This window comes from Pseudomonas sp. App30 (assembly GCF_047947025.1).
In the GTDB taxonomy this organism is placed as follows: Bacteria; Pseudomonadota; Gammaproteobacteria; order Pseudomonadales; family Pseudomonadaceae; genus Aquipseudomonas.
The window spans coordinates 5,152,263-5,173,772 of sequence record NZ_CP133165.1 but is presented as its reverse complement, the minus strand read 5'-3'; the positions used below and the strand labels follow the sequence as shown (position 1 = coordinate 5,173,772).

The window sequence follows — 21,510 nt, the reverse complement described above, 5'->3', positions numbered from 1 at the left end:
GCTGGTCCAACGGCCAGTCACCGAATCAGGAGAGTTTCATGCTGCGCTTTATCGCCCCCCTTACCCTCTTGCTGGCCCTGCCCCTGGCGTCCCAGGCCGCATCGTTGCAGGAGTTCGAGCTGGGCAAGCTGCTTCAGCAGGTCGCCGAGCAGAGCAACGCCGGCACCCCGCGCGAAATCAACGAGAACATCCTGGACCAGGGTTACACGGTTGAAGGCAGCGAGCTGGTCGACCACCTGAGCGTCCAGCAGGGCGAGGCCGCCAACATGCGCGCCAACCCTGAAGCGGTGCGCGTGCAGCTGGGCCGTAGCGTGTGCAGCAACAAAGGCTTCCGCAACCTGATGAACAAGGGCGCCGCCCTGCGCTACGAGTTCACCGAGAACCACACCAACCTGGCCGTTACCACCCAGCGCTACACCGCGGAGCACTGCGCGATGCTGGATAACAAGGGCGGCAAGAAGAAGTAATCAGCCGATGCGTTCGCGGCGTTGCGCGTCATCGGCGCGCAGCTCCGCCACCAGTGCCTGCATGTAGCGCGAGCGCCGCTGGGCGCCGTCCAGCCGCCGCAGGCATTCCTCCTCAAGCGTGACGTTATTGGCCTGGGCCGCCCGGTTCAGCAGCACCAATAACTCGTTGTCCACTTCCAGGCTGATTCGCTTCATCCTGCCTCCTTGCGCCATTGTCCTTCGACGACATTATTTTGCCATCTCTGTTTAACCAGTAAATCAGAGCTTTCGGCCTATTGGATCCGTCCAGACGAGCGGTCACCGCCGACGTATAAGGCGCATCTGCCCGCCAGCAGCTAGATTTACATCAATGCCCCTCGTGGGCTGACTGCAATGTCCATGGCGTAGCCTGGACGGCCAGCGACACAAGCCGTGTCGCGGCCCGGCCGAACTGCTCGGCGCGGGCCAAAGGTTCATATGCAGAAGGAGAGGGTTGAATGCCTTACGAACCGAATGATTTCCTGTCCAGCCACTTCAACAGCAATGGCCTGGACCTCACCCGCCAGGTGGAAGCCCAGCTCAGCCTGATAGCCCCCAACAGCCCGAACCTGGCCCTGTACCGCGACATGATGCTGACCGTGCTGCGCATGGCCCAGGACGACCGCAACCGCTGGAACGCCAAGATCACCCTGCAGGCCCTGCGCGAGCTGGAACATGCCTTCCGGGTGCTGGAACAATTCAAGGGCCGCCGCAAGGTCACCGTCTTCGGCTCGGCGCGCACGCCGCAGGAACACCCCCTTTACGGCCTGGCCCGTGAGCTGGGTGCAGCGCTGGCGCAAAACGACCTGATGGTGATCACCGGCGCCGGCGGCGGCATCATGGCCGCTGCCCACGAGGGCGCGGGCCTGACCCACAGCCTGGGCTTCAACATCACCCTGCCCTTCGAGCAACATGCCAACGCCACCATGGAAGGCAGCGAGCAACTGCTGCCCTTCCACTTCTTCTTCATCCGCAAGCTGTTCTTCGTCAAGGAGGCTGACGCACTGGTGCTCTGCCCAGGCGGCTTCGGCACGCTGGACGAGGCCTTGGAGGTGCTGACCCTGATCCAGACCGGCAAGAGCCCATTAGTGCCAGTGGTGCTGATCGACGCCCCGGGCGGCAGCTTCTGGCAGGACTGCCTGGACTTCATCGCCAAGCAGCTGCGCGACAACCACTACATCCTGCCCACCGACCTCAAGCTGATGCGCCTGGTGTACAACACCGAAGAAGCCGTGGCGGAGATCAACCAGTTCTACGCCAACTTCCACTCCAGCCGCTGGCTGAAGCACCTGTTCGTGATTCGCCTGCGCCATGCCTTGAGCGACGACGCGCTGGCCCAGGTGCGGCAGCGGTTCGCCGACCTGTGCCTGAGCGACACCTTCCACCAGCATGGCTATGACGGCGAGACCTTCGAGGAGCCGCAGTTCAGCCACCTGACGCGCCTGGCGTTCACCTTCAACGGCCGCGACAACGGCCGCCTGCGAGAGCTGGTGGACTATCTCAACCTGCCGGAGAACTGGGCCGCGGAAGCCGCCAGCCCGCCAGCGAGCACCGGCGCCCGCCCGCGGAAAAACGCCAAGGTAACCTGATCAGTCGTCCAGGCCACGGCCGCTGAGCAGGCGGCCGATGAGGTCCATGGGGTAGCCCCGGTAGGCCAGGAAGCGCGTTTGCTGGGCGCGGCTGCGCGGGTCGACAGGCAGTTGCCCGGCGAACTTGCGCTGCCAGACCTCGGTCAACTGCGCTGCCCAATCGAACCCGCTTTCACGCAGCGCCTGCTCGACGTCCGCGCGTTGCAGGCCACGCTGGCCCAGCTCTTCGCGAATGCGCGCAGGCCCGTAGCCGGAGCGGGCCCGGTAGTTGATGAAGGCTTCGAGGTAACGGGACTCGGACAGCAGGCCCTCTTCCGTCAGACGGTCGAGTTCCTGTTCGATCAATTCGGGAGGAGCGCCGCGCTGACGCAGCTTGCGCGTCAGCTCGACCCGACCGTGCTCGCGTCGCGCGAGCAGGTCCATTGCAGCCCGTCGCACCGCGACGGGGGTATCCAGGATGACAGCCATGACGTGATTAGAAATCGACGTCGGCGTCTACCATTTCGTCTTCGGCATCCGCTTCTACCACGGGTGCTTTCTTGGCATCGACACCGCCGGTCAGCAGCTTGTCGCGGATCTGCTTCTCGAGGGCCGCACCGATTTCCGGGTTATCCGCCAGGAACTTGGCCGAGTTGGCCTTGCCCTGACCGATCTTGCTGCCCTGGTAGCTGTACCAGGCGCCGGCTTTTTCCAGCAGGCCGTTGGCCACGCCCAGGTCGATGATCTCGCCGTTGAGGTAGATACCCTTGCCGTAGAGAATCTGGAACTCGGCCTGACGGAACGGCGGAGCCACCTTGTTCTTGACGATCTTGACGCGGGTTTCGCTGCCGACCACTTCGTCGCCTTCCTTCACCGCGCCGGTACGGCGGATGTCCAGGCGCACCGAGGCGTAGAACTTCAGCGCGTTACCACCGGTGGTGGTCTCCGGGCTGCCGAACATCACGCCGATCTTCATGCGGATCTGGTTGATGAAGATGACCAGGCAGTTGGCGTTCTTGATGTTACCGGTGATCTTGCGCAGCGCCTGGGACATCAGGCGAGCCTGCAGGCCCACGTGCATGTCGCCCATCTCGCCTTCGATCTCGGCCTTGGGTACCAGGGCGGCCACGGAGTCGACGATGATCACGTCAACGGCGTTGGAACGCACCAGCATGTCGGTGATTTCCAGGGCCTGCTCGCCGGTGTCCGGCTGCGAGACCAGCAGGTCGTCGACGTTCACGCCCAGCTTGCCGGCGTACTCAGGGTCCAGCGCGTGCTCGGCGTCGACGAAGGCGCAGGTGGCGCCCATCTTCTGTGCCTGGGCGATCACGGACAGGGTCAGGGTGGTCTTACCCGACGACTCAGGACCGTAGATCTCGACGATACGGCCTTTTGGCAGGCCGCCAATGCCCAGGGCGATGTCCAGGCCCAGGGAGCCGGTGGAGATAGCCGGGATGGCCTGGCGGTCGTGGTCGCCCATACGCATTACGGCACCCTTGCCGAATTGACGTTCGATCTGACCCAGGGCCGCAGCCAAGGCTTTCTTCTTGTTGTCGTCCATTAAAGTCCTCTCTAAAAATCAATAAGGCCGGAAGGCCGGATAACTGTATAAGTAGCCAGTATTATTCCACAGGGAGCCGGGCACGCCTACCCCCGTGTTGAGATTTCTCCTGCTACAAGACGTATCAGCCCCTCTAGCGCGGCCTTTACCGTTTGTCGGCGGACCTCATCGCGGTCGCCGGCGAACAGCTGGCGCTCGGCAAGCACCCGCCCATCCACCGCCCAGGCCAGCCACACGGTGCCCACCGGCTTGCCCGGCGTGCCACCGTCCGGCCCCGCAATGCCGCTGACCGCCACGGCGAACCGCGCGCCGCTGCGGGCCTGGGCACCCAGGGCCATGGCCTCGACCACCTCGCGGCTGACCGCACCAACGCTGGCGAACAAGGGCTCGGGCACGCCCAGCTGGGCGGTCTTCTGGGCGTTGGAATAGGTGATGTAGCCAGCCTCGAACCACGCCGAGCTGCCGGGGACGCGGGTGATGGCCTCGCCGATGCCACCGCCGGTGCAGGATTCGGCGGTGGTGGCCTGGGCCCCCAGGGTCTTCAGCCCTTCGCCCAGCGACTGCGACAGTTGAGTGATCAGGTCCATCGGAAGCTCCATGGCAAGGGAAATTGCCCGCTACCGTACACCAAGCGGCGCAAGGCTCGACAGCCTCACAACCGCTTGCGCCGCGAAACCGCGCCCAACCCCAGGCGCTTCACCAGCCAGCGCTCATAGAAGCTGACCGCCACATCGGCACCCGCCATCGCCGTCATGCAGCCAACCGCGGTGGCCGACCACAGCGACAACCCTGCCCCGTACAGCAACATGGTGCCCGTAAGCCCGCAGACCATGCAGGCGCCGGAACGCATCAATACCCGGCGCAGCAGGCGCCAGCCATGGGTGCCTTCCTTGTCGGCGCGCCACAGTTCGCCGGTGACGCCGCCAAGCAGGGCCAGCAGCATCACCAGCCAGAGTGGCACCTGGTGCAACAACGCTTGATCCATTTGCATATCCGCCCCTCCTGGTGAAGACCTTCAACAGAAGACTATGCATTGATGCATATTAAATCAATGCATAAGTGCATTTTTCTGGCCGAAGTGAAAAGCACGGGCGTCGAGGGTCAGCGGGCGTACATGCCCCACCAGAACACGTGGCCGAGGATGGTGATCTGTTCGTCCTGCATCTGCGCGAAGCTATAGTCTTCGTCGGGATGCTCTTCACGGTTGAAGCTGCGCAGGCGGATGCCGGTAGGCAAGCGGTACAGCTGCTTCACCCGCAACTGGCCGTTGTGGTTGATGGCGTAGAGGTCGCCATCGACGATATCGCCGATGCCACGCTTGCCCGAGTTCACCCCCACCGTGGCGCCGTCGCGCAACACCGGCAGCATGCTGTTGCCACGCACGGTCACGCACTTGGCCTGGTCGAACTGCACGCCATTGTGACGCAGGCTGCGCTTGCCGAAGCGCAGGCTGGCGCGTTCGCTTTCCTCGATGACAAAGCGGCCCGAGCCGGCGGCCAGTTCCACCTCGCGCAGGAAGGGAATGGACACCTCGTCGTCCTCCACGGGCGTATCGTCGTCCCACAGGCTGATGTCGCGCAGCTCGGCATGGCCGCCCCCTGCCGCCGGCAGGCTGGCGCGCCCCCGCAGCTGGTCGGTGCTGACGCGGAAATAGTCCGCCAGCTTGGCGATGTGCTTGTCGGCGGGGTCGACGATCTTGCCGCCCAGGATGCGCGACAGGGTGGACTGTGGCACGCCGGTACGCCGGTGCAGCTCCGTGGCGGAGAGACCTTCGCGGGCGAGCAGTTCCTTGAGGACGGTGGCTACGGTACGTGTGTGCATGCAATGCATAGTGCTACCCCCTTGTGCATTTTGCAATGCTGGCGGGCATTTCCCACATATAGAAGCAACGCACAGGCGGCAAGCCGCGAAAAATCCCTGTAGTATTCGCCGCTTGCCTTTTGACACACCCGCCACTGCGAGCCAAGTTTCTGCATGAGTGATCTTTCCAGCCACACCCCCATGATGCAGCAGTACTGGAAGCTGAAGAACCAGCATCCGGATCAGTTGATGTTCTACCGCATGGGCGATTTCTACGAGATCTTCTACGAAGACGCGAAGAAAGCGGCCAAGTTGCTGGATATCACCCTCACGGCCCGCGGCCAGTCGGCGGGGCAGTCGATTCCCATGTGTGGCATTCCGTACCACGCTGCCGAGGGCTACCTGGCCAAGCTGGTGAAGCTGGGCGAGTCGGTGGTCATCTGCGAACAGGTGGGCGACCCGGCCACCAGCAAGGGCCCGGTGGAACGCCAAGTGGTGCGCATCATCACCCCCGGCACGGTCAGCGACGAGGCCTTGCTGGACGAGCGCCGCGATAATCTGATTGCCGCGGTGCTGGGCGACGAGCGTCTGTTCGGCCTGGCGGTGCTGGACATCACCAGCGGCAATTTCTCGGTGCTGGAGATCAAGGGCTGGGAAAGCCTGTTGGCCGAGCTTGAGCGCATCAATCCGGTTGAGCTGCTGATCCCCGATGACTGGCCCCAGGGCCTGCCGGCGGAAAAGCGCCGTGGTTCGCGCCGCCGCGCGCCGTGGGACTTCGAGCGTGACACCGCGCACAAGAGCCTGTGCCAGCAGTTCTCCACCCAGGACCTCAAGGGTTTTGGCTGCGAGAACCTGACCCTGGCCATCGGCGCCGCCGGCTGCCTGCTGGGCTACGCCAAGGAAACCCAGCGCACCGCCCTGCCCCACCTGCGCAGCCTGCGCCACGAGCGCCTGGATGACACCGTGGTGCTGGACGGCGCCAGCCGGCGCAACCTGGAGCTGGACACCAACCTGGCGGGCGGGCGCGATAACACCCTGCAATCGGTGATCGACCGTTGCCAGACTGCCATGGGTAGCCGCCTGCTGACCCGCTGGCTGAACCGCCCGCTGCGTGACCTGAAGGTGCTGCAGGCGCGCCAGAGCTCGATCCGCTGCCTGCTGGAGGGCTACCGTTTCGAAAGCCTGCAGCCACAGCTGAAAGAAATCGGTGACATCGAGCGCATTCTCGCCCGCATCGGCCTGCGCAACGCCCGCCCGCGCGACCTGGCGCGCCTGCGCGACGCGCTGGCGGCGCTGCCGGACCTGCAAGTGGCGATGTCCGACCTGGAAGCGCCGCACCTGGCGCTGTTGGCGACCATCGCCGGCACCTACCCGGAGCTGGCCGACCTGCTGGCCAAGGCCATCATCGACAACCCGCCGGCGGTCATCCGTGACGGCGGCGTGCTCAAGACCGGCTACGACAGCGAGCTGGACGAGCTGCTGGCCCTGAGCGAGAACGCCGGCCAGTTCCTGATCGACCTGGAGGCACGCGAGAAAGCCCGCACTGGCCTGGCCAACCTGAAGGTCGGCTACAACCGCGTGCACGGCTACTTCATCGAGCTGCCCAGCAAGCAGGCCGAGCAGGCGCCAGCGGACTACATCCGCCGCCAGACCCTGAAAGGCGCCGAGCGCTTCATCACCCCGGAGCTGAAAGAGTTCGAGGACAAGGCGCTGTCGGCGAAAAGCCGCGCCCTGGCCCGCGAGAAGATGCTCTACGACGCGCTGCTTGAAAACCTCATCGGCCACCTGCCACCGCTGCAGGACACCGCCGCGGCCCTGGCCGAGCTGGACGTGTTGAGCAACCTGGCCGAGCGCGCGCTGAACCTGGACCTCAACTGCCCGGTATTCGTCGACGAGCCCTGCCTGCGCATCAACCAGGGCCGCCACCCGGTGGTGGAACAGGTGCTGACCACGCCGTTCGTGGCCAACGACCTGAGCCTGGACAACGACACCCGCATGCTGGTGATCACCGGCCCGAACATGGGCGGTAAATCCACCTACATGCGCCAGACCGCGCTGATCGTGCTGATGGCCCACATCGGCAGCTTCGTGCCGGCCGCCGGCTGCGAGCTGTCGCTGGTGGACCGTATCTTCACCCGTATCGGCTCCAGCGACGACCTGGCCGGCGGGCGCTCGACCTTCATGGTGGAAATGAGCGAAACTGCCAACATCCTCCACAACGCCACGGACAAGAGCCTGGTGCTGATGGACGAAGTGGGCCGCGGCACCAGCACCTTCGACGGCCTGTCGCTGGCCTGGGCCGCCGCCGAGCGCCTGGCGCAACTGCGCGCCTACACGCTGTTTGCCACGCACTATTTCGAATTGACGGTACTGCCGGAAAACGAACCGCTGGTCGCCAACGTGCACCTGAGCGCCACCGAGCACAAGGAGCGCATCGTGTTCCTGCACCACGTGCTGCCCGGCCCTGCCAGCCAGAGCTACGGCCTGGCCGTGGCGCAGTTGGCCGGCGTGCCGAACCCAGTGATCGCCCGCGCCAAGGAACACCTGGGCCGCCTGGAAACGGCGAGCCTGCCACACGAACCAGTCGCCAGCGCCCCGGGCCAACCCCAGGTACCGCACCAGAGTGACCTGTTCGCCAGCTTGCCGCACCCGGTGCTGGAGCAACTCAGCAAGACCGACATTGATGGCCTGACGCCACGTCAAGCAATCGAATTGCTCTATACACTGAAGACTCGGATCTAACGCAGCAGCGCACAAGCTGATAGAATCCCGCGCGGTTTGGGAATGCCACGGGCTCTTAGCCTGGTCCGCCGGCTGACCAGCCCAAACCAAGCGGCCCTGGATCAGGGGCTTCGCTGCCGCCTTGAGGAGATATTTTGAAATGACCTTCGTCGTCACCGACAACTGCATCAAGTGCAAATACACCGACTGCGTCGAAGTCTGTCCGGTGGACTGCTTCTACGAAGGCCCGAACTTCCTGGTAATTCACCCGGATGAGTGCATCGATTGCGCACTGTGCGAGCCTGAGTGCCCTGCCCAAGCCATTTTCTCTGAAGACGAAATCCCGGCCGGGATGGAGAACTTCATCGAGTTGAACGCCGAGCTGGCAGAGGTCTGGCCGAACATCACCGAGCGCAAGGATGCCCTGCCTGACGCTGAAGAGTGGGACGGCAAGACCGGCAAGATCGCTGACCTGGAGCGCTAAGGCGTTCGAGGTTGCAGAAAAAGGCCCCGTGAAGGGGCTTTTTTTTTGCGTGCTGCGCACGCCCGGCACCAGCCATCCAAGTTGTAGCCCACGGCTGATCGAACGCATGATCTGGCTTCTGATTTTGATCTGGCTGTTGATCTGGCTCTTGATCTTGATTGTATGCCCCGTAAAGCGCCCGGGCCGACTGGAGGCGTCGACCAGGCGGCAGCCCGCAGGGCCCTTCGGCGTAGCCGAAGGAAACGGCAACCCGCCAGCTTCTATAGCGGGGGCCGTTTGCCGCCTGGGCGACGCCGGAAGGAGGGGACCCGTAGCGCAGCGGAGGGCCCAAGCAGGGGCAAGCCCTTTTTGCTTCCTTTTTGGGGCGACTGCCAAAAAGGGAGTCGCCGTAAGGGCGAAACGGTCGGTGGCATCCCCGCGAAAATGGATATGTCCGAATCCCTCAGAAGCGAGGCTCGAAAGCTATGCACATATCCAATATCAAGGGTGATGCAGAATCACCTTTCCGCCCTTACGGCGGCTCACTTTTTGTCAAACGCCACAAAAAGTAAGCAAAAAAGGCTTGCCCCTGCTTGGTCCCTCCGCTGCGCTGCGGGTCCCCTCCCTCCGGCGTCGTCCAAGCGGACGACGGCCCGGAATAGAAGCGCCTCCGGTTCCGTCTTCCCCGGCTACGCCGTGGACCGCTCGGCCAACGCCTCCAGTCGGCCCTGGCGCTTTATGGGGCACACAATCAAGATCAAGGGCCGCACGGGATCAAGATCAAAAGCAGTTCGCGGTGGCTGCAGCAACTGCAGTAGCTGCGTTAGCCCACTGCCGTGCTGCCGCCAAACCGCTTTTCAAAAGGCAAAAAAAAGGGGCGGTATGACCCGCCCACCTTTTCTGTCCCTATTCCCTGTATCCCTGTCATCGTCCTGATGAACCGCGTCCTGCGGTGTCCTGGCGCTCATCCTTGAGAGCCTGTGCCTGCTCCTTGGCACTGGTTCGATCATAGAGAATCCAGATGACGATTCAACTGCACAAGTCTTTCAGGAAAAGTCTTTTCCAAGCTGCAACAGTCAGGAAAAACCAGACAGAACAGTACGTTGCGCACAGCCATGGAAGGCGTTTGACACGCCTGATGCACAATCGCTTACAGAACGCGCCGGTGATCGCTGACCCGAACGCCGGAAACAAAAACGCCCCGAACCAGTCGGGGCGCATGGGCTGCCAAACGAACTACTGGAACAGTGATTCGCTGGACAGGCCGTTCTTCTCGAGAATCTCGCGCAAGCGCTTCAAGCCCTCGACCTGAATCTGGCGAACCCGCTCCCGGGTAAGGCCGATTTCCAGGCCGACGTCTTCCAGGGTACTGCTTTCGTGGCCACGCAGGCCGAAGCGCCGCACTACCACTTCACGCTGCTTGTCGGTGAGCTCGGAGAGCCACTGGTCGATGCTCTGGGACAGGTCATCGTCCTGCAGCAGCTCGCACGGGTCGGTGGGACGGTCGTCCGTGAGGGTGTCGAGCAGGGTCTTGTCGGAGTCCGGGCCGAGGGAGACGTCCACCGAGGACACCCGCTCGTTGAGCCCGAGCATGCGCTTGACCTCGCCCACCGGCTTCTCCAGCAGACTGGCGATTTCCTCCGGCGACGGCTCGTGGTCGAGTTTCTGGGTCAGTTCGCGCGCCGCCCGCAGGTAGACATTGAGTTCCTTCACGACATGAATCGGCAGCCGGATGGTCCGGGTCTGGTTCATGATGGCGCGTTCGATGGTCTGGCGAATCCACCAGGTGGCGTAGGTAGAGAAGCGGAAACCGCGCTCGGGGTCGAATTTCTCGACGGCCCGGATAAGCCCCAGGTTGCCTTCCTCGATCAGGTCGAGCAGGGACAGGCCACGGTTGACGTAGCGACGGGCGATTTTCACCACCAGACGCAGGTTGCTTTCGATCATGCGCTTGCGGCCGGCCGGATCACCCTTTTGCGACAGGCGCGCAAAATGGACTTCTTCTTCCGGGGACAACAGGGGGGAAAAGCCGATTTCGTTCAAATACAGCTGTGTCGCATCCAGCGCACGGGTGTAATCGATGTACTTGTGTTGCTTGAGTGCTGTGGAGTTCTTGGCCTTGGCACGAACCGTGGGCACCACGGGTTCATCGTCCGCCTCAGCGTCCAGGACGATGCCGGTTTCCATAAGGAGCACCTCATCGTCGATGTCAAACTCCGGCGCTTCTTTGTTGAGAGCCATTTGTTATAGTCCTTTGTTGAGTTCGACCTCAAGCTCTAGCGTCGCGCTTATCCTTGGCTACGCTAAAGCCTGTCCCCGCTACATCGAAGGAACAGGCTTGGCAACGATCAACGTCGTGGCAAAAACTGCAAGGGGTCTACTGGCTTGCCCTGCCGGCGAATCTCGAAGTGGAGCTTCACCCGGTCGGTACCCGTGGAACCCATCTCGGCAATTGTCTGCCCGGCCTTGACCTGCTGCCCCTCCCGAACCAAGAGCCTGCGGTTGTGACCGTAGGCACTGACGTAGGTATCGCTGTGCTTGATGATTACCAACTCGCCGTAGCCCCGCAACCCACTCCCGGCGTACACCACCGAACCATCAGACGCAGCAAAAACAGGCTGTCCCAATTCCCCGGCGATATCAACGCCTTTATTCAAACTACCGTTTGAAGCAAATTTTCCAATCAGCACGCCGTTGGCAGGCCATGTCCAACCGCCTGTGATCTTCTCGCCCGCCGGCACCGGCACCGGCTCGGGAGCGGCTGCAACGGGGGCCGGTGGCGCGGTTTTCTGACCCGGGGCACCCGCCACCGGCGTGAAGATAATGGGCCGACGAGTGACCTTGAACGAGCCCGACGGCGACGCCGAGGTTTCAGTTTGCGCCGCGGCGACCGGTGCAGATGGAGCGCTGCCATCACCGAAGCGAATGACCTGTCCCGGACGAATGGTATAGGGCTCGGGGATGTTGTTGCGGGCAGCCAGGGCCTTGTAGTCCCAGGAGTAGCGGAACGCGATGGAGAACAGGGTATCGCCGCGCTTGACCCGGTACTGGCCCGTGGTGACCGGCTGGCGCTCTGGCGCGGCCGGTGCCGAGGCGCTCCCGCCGCTGCTGCGGTCGACCACCCGCACGCCGCCCGAAGGGTGGCTTGCGCAGCCAGCCAGGGTCGTTGCAAGGGCGAGGCCAATCACCAGAAGCTTGTAGCTCGATAGTCCTGCATGCTGCCGAATGACTGTGGGACTCACCCGCCGCTCCCTTGAAAATGGTGGCTGATAGAAAAATAGACTGTTGTGTCGCAATTATAACCATCCACACGCATATTTCTGACGTATTCGCGTTACAACCTGTGAAGGCTGCGCTGTCAGACCCGTGCCCTGCCAAAGAATTCACCGCCAGCCAACGAAATCCTGCTCAGGCCAGGGGCCCATTGAGCAGCGGCACGAAACGCACCGCTCCCAGCACATGCCGGGAAAAACCCTGATCTTCGCGGACGATCAGCATCAGTTGCTGCACTTCTCCCGAACCCACCGGAATGACCAGGCGCCCCCCCGGCGCCAACTGGTCCAGCAGCGCCTGGGGCACATCGGTGGCCACGGCGGTGACGATGATGCCGTTGTACGGCGCCAGCGCCGGCCAGCCTTCCCAGCCATCGCCCCAGCGGAACACCACGTTGCGCAGGTTGAGCTCCACCAGGCGCTCCTTGGCGCGGTCCTGCAGCACCTTGATGCGTTCGACCGAGAACACCCGCTCCACCAGTTGCGACAGCACCGCGGTCTGGTAGCCCGAGCCCGTGCCAATCTCCATGACCTTGTCCAGCGGCCCGGCCTCCAGCAGCAGCTCGCTCATGCGCGCCACCATGTAGGGCTGGGAGATGGTCTGGTTGTGGCCGATGGGCAGCGCCGTGTCCTCGTAGGCGCGGTGCGCCAGGGCTTCGTCGACGAACAGATGACGCGGGGTGCGGCGGATCACGTCCAGCACCCGCTCGTTGCTCACGCCCTCTTCGTACAGGCGCTGGATCAGCCGCTCGCGGGTGCGCTGGGAGGTGAAACCGATGCCGCGACGGTTCAGGTCATCTTGTTCGCGCATCAGCGTAGGCCCTCCAGCCAGGTTTCCAGGCTGTCGAACGCCGGGCTGAAGGTGCGGTCCAGCTGCAAGGGGGTGACCGACACGTAGCCTTGCATCACCGCGTGGAAGTCGGTGCCCGGGCCGCCATCCTCGGCGTTGCCGGCGGCAGCGATCCAGTAGCCTTCCTTGCCGCGCGGGTCGACCACGCGCGTGGGCGCCGCTGCGCGAGCGCGGTGGCCCAGGCGGGTCAGCTGGATACCGCGAATGCGCTCCAGCGGCAGGTTGGGAATGTTGACGTTGAGCACGGTGCGCGGCGGCAGGTTCAACTCACCGTGAGCCTGCACCAGGTGCCGGGCGTACCAGGCGGCGGTGGCCAGGTTGTCCACCTGGCGCGACAGGAACGAGAACGCAAACGAGGTGCCCCCCAGGAAACGCCCTTCCAGCGCGGCACCGACGGTGCCCGAGTAGAGCACGTCGTCGCCCAGGTTGGCCCCCAGGTTGATGCCTGACACCACCAGGTCCGGCTCCTGCGGCAACAGGCCGTTGAGGCCCAGGTGCACGCAATCGGTGGGGGTGCCATTGAGGCTGATGAAACCGTTGGCCAGGCGCTGCGGGTGCAGCGGCCGGTCCAGGGTCAGCGAACTGCTGGCACCGCTGCGGTCGCCGTCGGGGGCAATGACCGTGCACTCGGCAAAGCCGGCCAGCGCTTCATGCAGCGCGGCCAGGCCGGGGGCGGCGACACCATCATCGTTTGAAATCAGAATACGCATGGGCTTTCCGTCTGCCCTGCCGGCACCAGATCAACAAGCTCGCGCACCACCACGGTGGCGAAGCATCCGGCCGGAAGGACGAATTCCAATTGCAGAATGTCAGGCTCCGGATAATGCCACGCCAGCCCGCCGATGGGCAGCCGCAGGATGCGGCGTTCGTGCGCCATGCCCGCTTTTGCCAACCATTCGCCGAGCGGCGCCAACCGCGCGCCGACATTCTGTTCCAGTTCATGGATGGCGCCCGCGGCCGGCGAGTCACCTTCGCCCCACATCGGGCCGGTGGGGTGTAGATCAAGAATGGCCAGGCGCGGGTCGCTGCACTCGGCCTCACCGGCCGGGAAGAAGCTGCGGCTGTCGGTGAACGCCAGCAGGTCGCCGACCCGGGCCTGGTTCCAGCTGCCGTCGCCGACGCGCGCGGCCAGCACCTGGTTGAACAGGTAGCTGCGGGCCGTGGACAGCAGGCGCGAACGCACGTTGCGCTGCTCTGGCAGGGCCTGGCGTTCGGCCCACTGGCGGGCGTCGTGGACGTTACCACCCTGGAAGCCAAACCGCTGGGTGCCGAAGTAGTTCGGTACGCCAGTGGTCTTGAGCTGTTCCAGGCGGGCGTCCAGGGCCGCGCGGTCAGCCTCCAGCGCGGTCAGGCGCAGGGTGAAGCCGTTGGCCGAGTGCGCGCCGCGCTGCAGCTTGCGCTTGTGGCGGGCAACCTTGAGGATGGCCAGGGTTTCGTTTTCGGCGGCGCTCAGGTCCGGGTCGGCCTTGCCGGGCAGGTGCAGGCTGAACCATTGCCGGGTCAGCGCCTGACGGTCCTTGAGGCCCGCGTAGCTGACGGTGCGCAGCGGCACGCCGGCGGCCTTGGCCAGGCGGCGGGCGGCTTCTTCGGTGTTGAGGTTGCGTTTTTCCACCCACAGCCACAGGTGCTCGCCCTCGCCCGCCAACGGGATGTCCAGCACCTCGTCGACCTGGAAGTCTTCGGCAGTGGCTTTCAGCACGGCGCGGCCCAGGGCCGGCCCGGCGGCGCAGGGGCCCAACAGTTCGAGTTCGGTCATGCTGGCAGCAACAAGGCGACGGCGTGAACCGCGATACCTTCCTCACGGCCGGTGAAGCCCAGCTTTTCGGTGGTGGTGGCCTTGACGTTGACCTGGTCCAGTTCGACCTGCAGGTCGGCGGCGATCAGGCTGCGCATGGTGTCGATGTGCGGGGCCATCTTCGGCGCCTGGGCGACGATGGTGGCGTCGACGTTGCCGACCTTCCAGCCCTTGGCCTGGACGATGCCGACCACGTGGCGCAGCAGCACGCGGCTGTCGGCGCCCTTGAATTGCGGATCGGTGTCGGGGAAGTGCTTGCCGATATCACCCAGCGCGGCGGCGCCGAGCAGCGCATCGCTCAGGGCGTGCAGCAGCACGTCACCATCGGAATGGGCGAGCAGGCCGAATTTGTGAGCGATGCGAACGCCGCCCAGGGTAATGAAATCGCCGTCAGCGAAACGGTGCACATCGTAGCCGTGGCCAATACGCATAAATAGAAAAGCCCTGAAGGAGACAGGGCGTGATTCTACCTGCTTTATGTAACAACGGGGCCGCAAAAAGCGGCCCCGAAACGCCGTGAATCAAGGGCAAAACGACATCATTGGGCCAATGCCGCGGCGTGGTGACGCAGGTGGTCGTCGATGAAGCTGGCGATGAAGTAGTAGCTGTGGTCGTAGCCAGGCTGCAGGCGCAGCTGCAGGTCGTGGCCTGCGACCTTCGCCGCCTGCACCAGCGCCTCGGGCTTGAGCTGGTTGACGAGGAAATCGTCACGGTCGCCCTGGTCCACCAGGAACGCCTGGGGCGCCTTGCTCTCGGCCATCAGCACCGACGCATCCCACTCGCGCCAGCGCGAACGCTCCTCGCCCAGGTAACGGGTGAAGGCCTTCTGGCCCCATGGGCAATCCATGGGGTTGCTGATGGGCGAGAACGCCGACACCGAACGGTAGCGCCCGGGGTTGCGCAAGGCGCACACCAGCGCGCCGTGGCCGCCCATGGAGTGACCGCTGATGGCACGGCGGTCGGAGGCCGGGAAATGCGCCTCCACCAGGGCTGGCAGCTCATTCACCACGTAGTCGTGCATGCGGTAGTGCTGGGCCCACGGCTGCTGGGTGGCGTTGAGGTAGAACCCCGCCCCCAGGCCGAAGTCCCAGGCGCCGTCCGGGTCACCGGGCACGTCGGCGCCGCGCGGGCTGGTGTCCGGTGCGACGATGATCAGGCCCAGCTCGGCGGCCAGCTTGTGGGCGCCGGCCTTCTGCATGAAGTTCTCGTCCGTGCAGGTCAGCCCCGACAGCCAGTACAACACCGGCAGCGTGCCGCCCTGCTCCGCCTGGGGCGGCAGGTAGACAGCGAAGGTCATGTCGCAACCCAGCACGTCCGAGCGGTGGCGGTAGCGCTTGTGCCAACCGCCGGCGCTTTTCTGGCAGGAGATGTTTTCCAGGCTCATGGGCAACCTCAGAAGTGGATGACCGAACGGATGCTCTTGCCTTCGTGCATCAGGTCGAACGCCTTGTTGATGTCTTCCAGGCCCATGGTGTGGGTGATGAAGGTGTCCAGCGGGATCTCGCCCTTCTCGGCCATTTCCACGTAGCTAGGCAGCTCGGTGCGGCCACGCACGCCACCGAACGCCGAACCGCGCCAGACGCGACCGGTCACCAGCTGGAACGGCCGGGTGGAGATTTCCTGGCCCGCGCCGGCCACGCCGATGATCACGGACTCACCCCAGCCCTTGTGGGCGCATTCCAGGGCGGCACGCATCAGGTGCACGTTGCCGATGCACTCGAACGAGAAGTCGACGCCGCCGTCGGTCATGTCGACGATGACTTCCTGGATAGGACGGTCGAAGTCCTTCGGGTTGACGCAGTCGGTGGCGCCCAACTGGCGAGCGATCTCGAACTTGGCCGGGTTGATGTCGATGGCGATGATGCGGCTGGCCTTGGCCTTGACCGCGCCGATGACCGCCGACAGGCCGATGCCGCCCAGGCCGAAGATGGCCACGGTGTCACCCGGCTTGACCTTGGCGGTGTTGAGCACCGCGCCGATGCCGGTGGTCACGCCGCAACCCAGCAGGCAGACCTTCTCCAGCGGCGCTTCTTTCTGGATCTTGGCCACGGAGATTTCCGGCAGCACGGTGTATTCCGAGAAGGTCGAGGTGCCCATGTAGTGGAACAGCGGCTTGCCGTTGTAGGAGAAACGCGAGGTGCCGTCGGGCATCAGGCCCTTGCCCTGGGTGGCGCGCACGGCCTGGCAGAGGTTGGTCTTGCCCGACAGGCAGAATTTGCACTGGCGGCATTCGGCGGTGTATAGCGGGATCACGTGGTCGCCGACGGCTACCGAGGTCACGCCTTCGCCGATGGCTTCGACGATGCCACCACCTTCGTGGCCCAGGATCGACGGGAAGATGCCTTCAGGATCGGCACCGGACAGGGTGTAGGCGTCGGTGTGGCACACGCCGGAAGCGACCACACGCACCAGCACTTCGCCAGCCTTGGGCATCGCCACGTCGACTTCGACGATTTCCAGCGGTTTCTTGGCCTCGAATGCTACTGCGGCACGGGACTTGATCATCGCAACCTTCTCCTGAAGTGTTTAGGTAAGGCGTTCAGTGTAATTCATGCAGCTTTGAGGAATAATCAGGCCAAAGGCAAAACATTATTGCCATGCAGGGATAATCAATGAGCGATAACCGCTGGGACGGCATCGACGAATTCGTCGCCGTCGCCGAGTGCAGCCAGTTCACTGCGGCAGCCGAGCGCCTGGGCATTTCCTCGTCGCACATCAGCCGGCAGATCGCCCGGCTGGAAGAACGCCTGCAGACCCGCCTGCTGTACCGCAGCACCCGGCGCGTGACCCTGACCGAGGCCGGGCAGACCTTCCTGCAGCACTGCCAGCGGCTGCAGGACGGCCGCGAGGAAGCCCTGCGCGCCATGGGCGACCTCAACAGCGAACCCAAGGGGCTGCTGCGCATGACCTGCGCCGTGGCCTACGGCGAGCGCTTCATCGTACCGCTGGTGACCCGTTTCATGGGGCTGTACCCGCAACTGCGGGTGGACATCGAGCTGACCAACCGCACCCTCGACCTGGTGCACGAAGGCCTCGACCTGGGCATCCGCCTGGGCCGCCTGCAGGATTCCCGGCAGGTGGCCTCGCGCCTGGCACCGCGGCGCATGTACCTGTGCGCGTCGCCCTCCTACCTTGCACGCTATGGCCGCCCGCACAGCCTGTCGGAGCTGGCGCGGCACAACTGCCTGGTTGGCAGCTCGGATGTCTGGCAACTGCAGAACGAGGGCCGCGAACTGGCGCAACGGGTACAGGGCAATTGGCGCTGCAACAGCGGGCAGGCGGTGCTGGATGCGGCGTTACAGGGGATAGGCTTGTGCCAGCTGCCGGACTATTACGTGCTGGAACATTTGCACAGCGGCGCGCTGGTGTCGTTGCTGGAGGCGCACCAACCGCCGAACACGGCAGTGTGGGCGCTGTACCCGCAGCAGCGGCACCTGTCGCCTAAGGTGAGGAAGCTGGTGGATTATTTGAAGGCAGGGTTGGCGTCAAGACCCGAATATCAAGCCAATCATCTGTAGCCGCTGCCGCCAGGCTGCGCTGGCCCTTATGTACGCCAAAGATCCTCAGCGAGGCATCAGGCCAGCGCAGCCTAGCGGCAGCGGCTACAGGACTAGTGCGGACGCTGCGCCCAACGCTGGCGCAACCACTCCAGGTCCTCAGGCCGGGTCACCTTGAGGTTATCCGAACGCCCTTCGATCAGCCGCGGCGCCTGCCCGGCCCACTCCATGGCAGAGGCTTCATCGGTAATCGCCACGTCCGCCACCAGGCTGTCCGCCAACGCCCGGTGCAAGGCACCGAGGCGGAACATCTGCGGCGTATAGGCTTGCCAGATGGTGCTGCGGTCGACAGTCTCCGCCACGCGGCCATGGGCGTCGGCGCGCTTGAGGGTGTCCTTGGCCGGCACGGCCAGCAGGCCGCCCACCGGGTCGTGGGCCAGCTCGCCCAGCAGCTTGTCGAGGTCGGTGCGCGCCAGGTTGGGCCGCGCGGCGTCGTGCACCAGCACCCAATCGTCATCGGCAGCGCCTTGGGCGTGCAGGTGCAGCAGGGCATTGAGCACCGAGTCGGCACGCTCGGCGCCGCCAGGGGCACGCTGGATACGTGGGTCACGGGCACTGGCCAGGTCAGGCCAATAGGGGTCGTCTTCAGCCAGGCTGACCACCAGGCCCTTGAGCCCGGCGTGGTCGAGGAAACAGGCCAGGCTGTGTTCGAGAATGGTTCGGCCGCCCAGTTGCAGGTATTGCTTGGGCCGGTCGGCTGCCATGCGGGCACCAACGCCTGCGGCAGGAATCACTGCCCAGAAGGCAGGGGAAGAATAGGTCATTGCGCCAACTGATAAAGGGTTTCACCGTCCTTGACCATGCCCAGTTCATGGCGAGCCCGTTCTTCAACGGTCTCCATGCCCTTTTTCAGTTCCGCCACTTCCGCGTCGAGGACACGGTTACGCTCCAGCAGGCGCTCGTTTTCGGCGTGCTGGTCGGCGATCTGCTGCTCAAGGCTCGACACCTGGGCCAGGCTGCCGTTACCGACCCAGAGGCGGTACTGCAGGCCACCCAGCAGCAAGAGCAGGACAAGGAACAACCAATAGGGACTGCGCATCAAGGTATCCAGTGGAAATAAACGGCCGTACTGATGGCACGAAGCCTGGCTAGGCCAGGCTTTGTGCTGTACAGCGCTTGCTTTGTACCATCTAAAGCTTAGCCGCGAAACTCGGCACGGCCACGATAGACCGCCTTGGCGCCCAGTTGTTCTTCAATGCGCAGCAGTTGGTTGTACTTGGACACGCGGTCCGAGCGGCACAGCGAGCCAGTCTTGATCTGACCAGCGGCGGTACCCACGGCCAGGTCGGCAATGGTCGAGTCCTCGGTTTCGCCCGAACGGTGCGAAATGACCGCGGTGTAGCCGGCGGCCTTGGCCATCTGGATGGCTTCCAGGGTTTCGGTCAGGGTGCCGATCTGGTTGAACTTGATCAGGATGGAGTTGGCGATCTTTTTATCGATGCCTTCCTTCAGGATCTTGGTGTTGGTCACGAACAGGTCGTCGCCTACCAGCTGCACCTTGTCGCCCAGCTTCTCGGTCAGCACTTTCCAGCCGGCCCAGTCGGACTCGTCCAGGCCGTCTTCGATCGAGATGATCGGGAAACGCTCGGTCAGGCCTTTCAAGTAGTCGGCAAAACCAGCGGCGTCGAAGCTGTGGCCTTCGCCTGCCAGGTTGTACACACCGTCTTCGTAGAATTCGCTGGCCGCGCAGTCCAGGGCCAGGGTCACGTCGGTGCCCAGCTTGTAACCGGCGTTGGCCACGGCTTCGGCGATGGCCGACAGCGCGTCTTCGTTGGAGGTCAGGTTCGGCGCGAAGCCGCCCTCGTCACCCACGGCAGTGTTCAGGCCACGAGCCTTCAGCACAGCCTTGAGGTGGTGGAAAATCTCGGTGCCCATGCGCAGGCCGTCGGAGAAGGTCTTGGCGCCAACCGGCTGCACCATGAACTCCTGGATGTCGACGTTGTTGTCGGCGTGTTCGCCGCCGTTGATGATGTTCATCATCGGTACTGGCATGGAGTAGACGCCAGGGGTGCCATTGAGGTTGGCGATGTGCGCGTACAGCGGGATGTCCTGGTCCTGGGCAGCGGCCTTGGCAGCAGCCAGGGACACGGCGAGGATGGCGTTGGCACCCAGCGACGCTTTGTTTTCAGTGCCGTCGAGTTCGATCATGGCGTGGTCCAGGGCTTTCTGGTCCGCAGGATCCTTGCCCAGCAGCAGCGAGCGGATCGGGCCATTGATGTTGGCCACGGCCTTCAGTACGCCCTTGCCCATGTAACGGCTCTTGTCGCCATCACGCAGCTCGAGTGCTTCACGCGAACCGGTGGAAGCACCGGACGGCGCGCAAGCGCTGCCGATGATGCCGTTATCGAGAAGCACGTCGGCTTCCACAGTGGGATTGCCACGGGAGTCGAGAACTTCACGACCTTTGATGTCGACGATTTTTGCCATTGTTATAAGCACTCCAAATTTGACCAAAACGACACTGCTGAGGGAAATCTGTTGTGGCCGAAGGCTCAATACGGCAGGCAGGCCTTCGGTCGACAAGGCTCTGGCCCGAGCGGGCCAGAGTGAATCGAGAGGTACTTTACCGGAAAAAAGTTGTTACGCGGTTTCTACCGTCGGAAAACTTTTAACCAGATCGTCCAATTGCTTGAGCTGGGCCAGGAACGGTTCCAGCTTGTCGAGGCGCAGGGCGCAGGGGCCATCGCACTTGGCGTTGTCCGGGTCTGGGTGGGCTTCCAGGAACAGGCCAGCCAGGCCCTGGGACATGCCCGCCTTGGCCAGGTCGGTGACCTGGGCACGGCGGCCGCCGGCGGAATCCGAACGCCCGCCCGGCATTTGCAGGGCGTGGGTGACGTCGAAGAACACCGGGTATTCGAACGACTTCATGATGCCGAAGCCGAGCATGTCCACCACCAGGTTGTTGTAGCCGAAGCTCGAACCGCGCTCGCACAGGATCAACTGATCGTTGCCGGCTTCCTCGCACTTGGTCAGGATGTGTTTCATTTCCTGCGGCGCGAGGAATTGCGCCTTCTTGATGTTGATGACTGCGCCGGTCTTGGCCATGGCCACCACCAGGTCGGTCTGGCGCGACAGGAAGGCCGGCAGCTGGATGATGTCGCAGACCTCGGCGACCACGGCGGCCTGGGCCGGCTCGTGGACGTCGGTGATCAGCGGCACGCCGAAGGTCTTCTTCACTTCCTCGAAGATGCGCATGCCCTCTTCCAGGCCGGGACCCCGGTAGGAGGTCACGGAGGAACGGTTGGCCTTGTCGAAGCTGGCCTTGAACACGTACGGGATACCGAGTTTTTCGGTAACGCGCACGTATTCTTCGCAGACCTGCATCGCCATGTCCCGCGACTCGAGCACATTCATGCCGCCGAACAAGACGAAAGGCTTGTCGTTGGCGATCTCAATGTTGCCTACACGGATGATTTTCTGCGCCATGCTGTATTACTT

23 protein-coding genes are annotated in these 21,510 nt (G+C 63.9%); 5 read left to right on the top strand and 18 right to left on the bottom strand.

The features are described from left to right. Window positions 1–38: 38 nt before the first annotated feature. On the top strand, window positions 39–467 hold the full coding sequence (locus RAM80_RS23890) for a PA3611 family quorum-sensing-regulated virulence factor (protein ID WP_416422877.1): 429 nt from the start codon (window positions 39–41) through the stop codon (window positions 465–467). Here RAM80_RS23890 and RAM80_RS23885 read toward each other — a convergent pair whose 3' ends face one another. Beyond that, complete coding sequence (locus RAM80_RS23885) at window positions 468–662, bottom strand: hypothetical protein (RefSeq protein ID WP_416422876.1); 195 nt, start codon at window positions 660–662, stop codon at window positions 468–470. 281 nt (window positions 663–943) lie between these two features. Here RAM80_RS23885 and RAM80_RS23880 point away from each other — a divergent pair, with 281 nt between their 5' ends. Then, a complete protein-coding gene (locus tag RAM80_RS23880) occupies window positions 944–2,074 on the top strand; it encodes an LOG family protein (RefSeq protein WP_416422875.1) in 1,131 nt (376 codons plus the stop codon). Here the strand turns inward: RAM80_RS23880 and recX are convergent, their stop codons facing one another. The 5 genes from recX to RAM80_RS23855 all read right to left on the bottom strand — a co-directional run bounded on the left by recX (window position 2,075) and on the right by RAM80_RS23855 (window position 5,435). After that, complete coding sequence (gene recX / locus RAM80_RS23875; protein ID WP_416422874.1) at window positions 2,075–2,542, bottom strand: recombination regulator RecX; 468 nt, start codon at window positions 2,540–2,542, stop codon at window positions 2,075–2,077. It abuts the gene before it with no gap. Window positions 2,543–2,549: 7 nt separating this feature from the next. Next, complete coding sequence (gene recA / locus RAM80_RS23870; RefSeq protein WP_416422873.1) at window positions 2,550–3,614, bottom strand: recombinase RecA; 1,065 nt, start codon at window positions 3,612–3,614, stop codon at window positions 2,550–2,552. Between the two features lie 86 nt (window positions 3,615–3,700). Then, a complete protein-coding gene (locus RAM80_RS23865) occupies window positions 3,701–4,201 on the bottom strand; it encodes a CinA family protein (protein ID WP_416422872.1) in 501 nt (166 codons plus the stop codon). Window positions 4,202–4,266: 65 nt separating this feature from the next. Beyond that, on the bottom strand, window positions 4,267–4,605 hold the full coding sequence (locus RAM80_RS23860) for a phage holin family protein (protein WP_416422871.1): 339 nt from the start codon (window positions 4,603–4,605) through the stop codon (window positions 4,267–4,269). Window positions 4,606–4,715: 110 nt separating this feature from the next. Beyond that, a complete protein-coding gene (locus tag RAM80_RS23855) occupies window positions 4,716–5,435 on the bottom strand; it encodes a LexA family transcriptional regulator (RefSeq protein WP_416422870.1) in 720 nt (239 codons plus the stop codon). A gap of 153 nt (window positions 5,436–5,588) precedes the next feature. On the opposite strand from RAM80_RS23855, the gene mutS reads away from it, so the two are divergent. Both mutS and fdxA read left to right on the top strand, forming a co-directional pair. Beyond that, window positions 5,589–8,156, top strand: coding sequence for a DNA mismatch repair protein MutS (gene mutS / locus RAM80_RS23850; RefSeq protein ID WP_416422869.1), 2,568 nt, complete (start codon window positions 5,589–5,591; stop codon window positions 8,154–8,156). Window positions 8,157–8,295: 139 nt separating this feature from the next. Beyond that, the gene (gene fdxA, locus RAM80_RS23845) at window positions 8,296–8,619 is read left to right on the top strand and encodes a ferredoxin FdxA (protein ID WP_012270863.1); all 324 of its coding nucleotides are present in this window, start codon (window positions 8,296–8,298) and stop codon (window positions 8,617–8,619) included. Window positions 8,620–9,834: 1,215 nt separating this feature from the next. Here the strand turns inward: fdxA and rpoS are convergent. The 8 genes from rpoS to RAM80_RS23805 all read right to left on the bottom strand — a co-directional run bounded on the left by rpoS (window position 9,835) and on the right by RAM80_RS23805 (window position 17,020). Next, entirely contained in the window at window positions 9,835–10,839 is a 1,005-nt protein-coding gene (gene rpoS, locus RAM80_RS23840; RefSeq protein ID WP_416422868.1) for an RNA polymerase sigma factor RpoS, read from the bottom strand. Between the two features lie 107 nt (window positions 10,840–10,946). After that, window positions 10,947–11,840, bottom strand: a complete 894-nt coding sequence (locus tag RAM80_RS23835) for a peptidoglycan DD-metalloendopeptidase family protein (protein ID WP_416422867.1) — start codon at window positions 11,838–11,840, stop codon at window positions 10,947–10,949. Window positions 11,841–12,006: 166 nt separating this feature from the next. Then, window positions 12,007–12,681 carry a protein-L-isoaspartate(D-aspartate) O-methyltransferase gene (locus RAM80_RS23830; protein ID WP_416422866.1) on the bottom strand — a complete coding sequence of 225 codons (675 nt, stop codon included), beginning with the start codon at window positions 12,679–12,681 and terminating at the stop codon, window positions 12,007–12,009. Then, the gene (surE, locus tag RAM80_RS23825) at window positions 12,681–13,430 is read right to left on the bottom strand and encodes a 5'/3'-nucleotidase SurE (protein WP_416422865.1); all 750 of its coding nucleotides are present in this window, start codon (window positions 13,428–13,430) and stop codon (window positions 12,681–12,683) included. The genes RAM80_RS23830 and surE overlap by 1 nt, the downstream gene beginning before the upstream one ends. Then, on the bottom strand, window positions 13,418–14,476 hold the full coding sequence (truD, locus tag RAM80_RS23820) for a tRNA pseudouridine(13) synthase TruD (protein WP_416422864.1): 1,059 nt from the start codon (window positions 14,474–14,476) through the stop codon (window positions 13,418–13,420). Before truD ends, surE begins: the two co-directional genes overlap by 13 nt. Further along, window positions 14,473–14,946 carry a 2-C-methyl-D-erythritol 2,4-cyclodiphosphate synthase gene (gene ispF, locus RAM80_RS23815; protein ID WP_416422863.1) on the bottom strand — a complete coding sequence of 158 codons (474 nt, stop codon included), beginning with the start codon at window positions 14,944–14,946 and terminating at the stop codon, window positions 14,473–14,475. Before ispF ends, truD begins: the two co-directional genes overlap by 4 nt. Window positions 14,947–15,053: 107 nt before the next feature. Continuing rightward, window positions 15,054–15,899 (bottom strand): S-formylglutathione hydrolase, encoded by an 846-nt coding sequence (fghA, locus tag RAM80_RS23810; protein ID WP_416422862.1) that lies wholly within the window; start codon window positions 15,897–15,899, stop codon window positions 15,054–15,056. 8 nt (window positions 15,900–15,907) lie between these two features. Continuing rightward, window positions 15,908–17,020 (bottom strand): S-(hydroxymethyl)glutathione dehydrogenase/class III alcohol dehydrogenase, encoded by a 1,113-nt coding sequence (locus RAM80_RS23805; protein ID WP_416422861.1) that lies wholly within the window; start codon window positions 17,018–17,020, stop codon window positions 15,908–15,910. 107 nt (window positions 17,021–17,127) lie between these two features. Here RAM80_RS23805 and RAM80_RS23800 point away from each other — a divergent pair, with 107 nt between their 5' ends. Next, a complete protein-coding gene (locus RAM80_RS23800; RefSeq protein WP_416422860.1) occupies window positions 17,128–18,033 on the top strand; it encodes a LysR substrate-binding domain-containing protein in 906 nt (301 codons plus the stop codon). A gap of 92 nt (window positions 18,034–18,125) precedes the next feature. Here RAM80_RS23800 and ispD read toward each other — a convergent pair whose 3' ends face one another. The 4 genes from ispD to kdsA form a co-directional block, all read right to left on the bottom strand. Continuing rightward, a complete protein-coding gene (gene ispD / locus RAM80_RS23795) occupies window positions 18,126–18,836 on the bottom strand; it encodes a 2-C-methyl-D-erythritol 4-phosphate cytidylyltransferase (protein WP_416422859.1) in 711 nt (236 codons plus the stop codon). Further along, entirely contained in the window at window positions 18,833–19,111 is a 279-nt protein-coding gene (gene ftsB, locus RAM80_RS23790; protein WP_008366399.1) for a cell division protein FtsB, read from the bottom strand. Before ftsB ends, ispD begins: the two co-directional genes overlap by 4 nt. Window positions 19,112–19,209: 98 nt before the next feature. Next, complete coding sequence (gene eno / locus RAM80_RS23785) at window positions 19,210–20,499, bottom strand: phosphopyruvate hydratase (protein WP_416422858.1); 1,290 nt, start codon at window positions 20,497–20,499, stop codon at window positions 19,210–19,212. Between the two features lie 153 nt (window positions 20,500–20,652). Next, window positions 20,653–21,498 carry a 3-deoxy-8-phosphooctulonate synthase gene (gene kdsA, locus RAM80_RS23780; protein WP_416422857.1) on the bottom strand — a complete coding sequence of 282 codons (846 nt, stop codon included), beginning with the start codon at window positions 21,496–21,498 and terminating at the stop codon, window positions 20,653–20,655. Between the last annotated feature and the right edge of the window lie 12 nt (window positions 21,499–21,510).

Excerpts from the sequence above, each read along its gene's own strand:
- RAM80_RS23890 (WP_416422877.1), top strand. The coding sequence starts at position 39 with ATGCTGCGCTTTATCGCCCCCCTTACCCTCTTGCTGGCCCTGCCCCTG.
- RAM80_RS23885 (WP_416422876.1), bottom strand. The coding sequence starts at position 662 with ATGAAGCGAATCAGCCTGGAAGTGGACAACGAGTTATTGGTGCTGCTG.
- RAM80_RS23880 (WP_416422875.1), top strand. The coding sequence starts at position 944 with ATGCCTTACGAACCGAATGATTTCCTGTCCAGCCACTTCAACAGCAAT.
- recX (WP_416422874.1), bottom strand. The coding sequence starts at position 2,542 with ATGGCTGTCATCCTGGATACCCCCGTCGCGGTGCGACGGGCTGCAATG.
- recA (WP_416422873.1), bottom strand. The coding sequence starts at position 3,614 with ATGGACGACAACAAGAAGAAAGCCTTGGCTGCGGCCCTGGGTCAGATC.
- RAM80_RS23865 (WP_416422872.1), bottom strand. The coding sequence starts at position 4,201 with ATGGACCTGATCACTCAACTGTCGCAGTCGCTGGGCGAAGGGCTGAAG.
- RAM80_RS23860 (WP_416422871.1), bottom strand. The coding sequence starts at position 4,605 with ATGCAAATGGATCAAGCGTTGTTGCACCAGGTGCCACTCTGGCTGGTG.
- RAM80_RS23855 (WP_416422870.1), bottom strand. The coding sequence starts at position 5,435 with ATGCACACACGTACCGTAGCCACCGTCCTCAAGGAACTGCTCGCCCGC.
- mutS (WP_416422869.1), top strand. The coding sequence starts at position 5,589 with ATGAGTGATCTTTCCAGCCACACCCCCATGATGCAGCAGTACTGGAAG.
- fdxA (WP_012270863.1), top strand. The coding sequence starts at position 8,296 with ATGACCTTCGTCGTCACCGACAACTGCATCAAGTGCAAATACACCGAC.
- rpoS (WP_416422868.1), bottom strand. The coding sequence starts at position 10,839 with ATGGCTCTCAACAAAGAAGCGCCGGAGTTTGACATCGACGATGAGGTG.
- RAM80_RS23830 (WP_416422866.1), bottom strand. The coding sequence starts at position 12,681 with ATGCGCGAACAAGATGACCTGAACCGTCGCGGCATCGGTTTCACCTCC.
- surE (WP_416422865.1), bottom strand. The coding sequence starts at position 13,430 with ATGCGTATTCTGATTTCAAACGATGATGGTGTCGCCGCCCCCGGCCTG.
- truD (WP_416422864.1), bottom strand. The coding sequence starts at position 14,476 with ATGACCGAACTCGAACTGTTGGGCCCCTGCGCCGCCGGGCCGGCCCTG.
- ispF (WP_416422863.1), bottom strand. The coding sequence starts at position 14,946 with ATGCGTATTGGCCACGGCTACGATGTGCACCGTTTCGCTGACGGCGAT.
- fghA (WP_416422862.1), bottom strand. The coding sequence starts at position 15,899 with ATGAGCCTGGAAAACATCTCCTGCCAGAAAAGCGCCGGCGGTTGGCAC.
- RAM80_RS23805 (WP_416422861.1), bottom strand. The coding sequence starts at position 17,020 with ATGATCAAGTCCCGTGCCGCAGTAGCATTCGAGGCCAAGAAACCGCTG.
- RAM80_RS23800 (WP_416422860.1), top strand. The coding sequence starts at position 17,128 with ATGAGCGATAACCGCTGGGACGGCATCGACGAATTCGTCGCCGTCGCC.
- ispD (WP_416422859.1), bottom strand. The coding sequence starts at position 18,836 with ATGACCTATTCTTCCCCTGCCTTCTGGGCAGTGATTCCTGCCGCAGGC.
- ftsB (WP_008366399.1), bottom strand. The coding sequence starts at position 19,111 with ATGCGCAGTCCCTATTGGTTGTTCCTTGTCCTGCTCTTGCTGCTGGGT.
- eno (WP_416422858.1), bottom strand. The coding sequence starts at position 20,499 with ATGGCAAAAATCGTCGACATCAAAGGTCGTGAAGTTCTCGACTCCCGT.
- kdsA (WP_416422857.1), bottom strand. The coding sequence starts at position 21,498 with ATGGCGCAGAAAATCATCCGTGTAGGCAACATTGAGATCGCCAACGAC.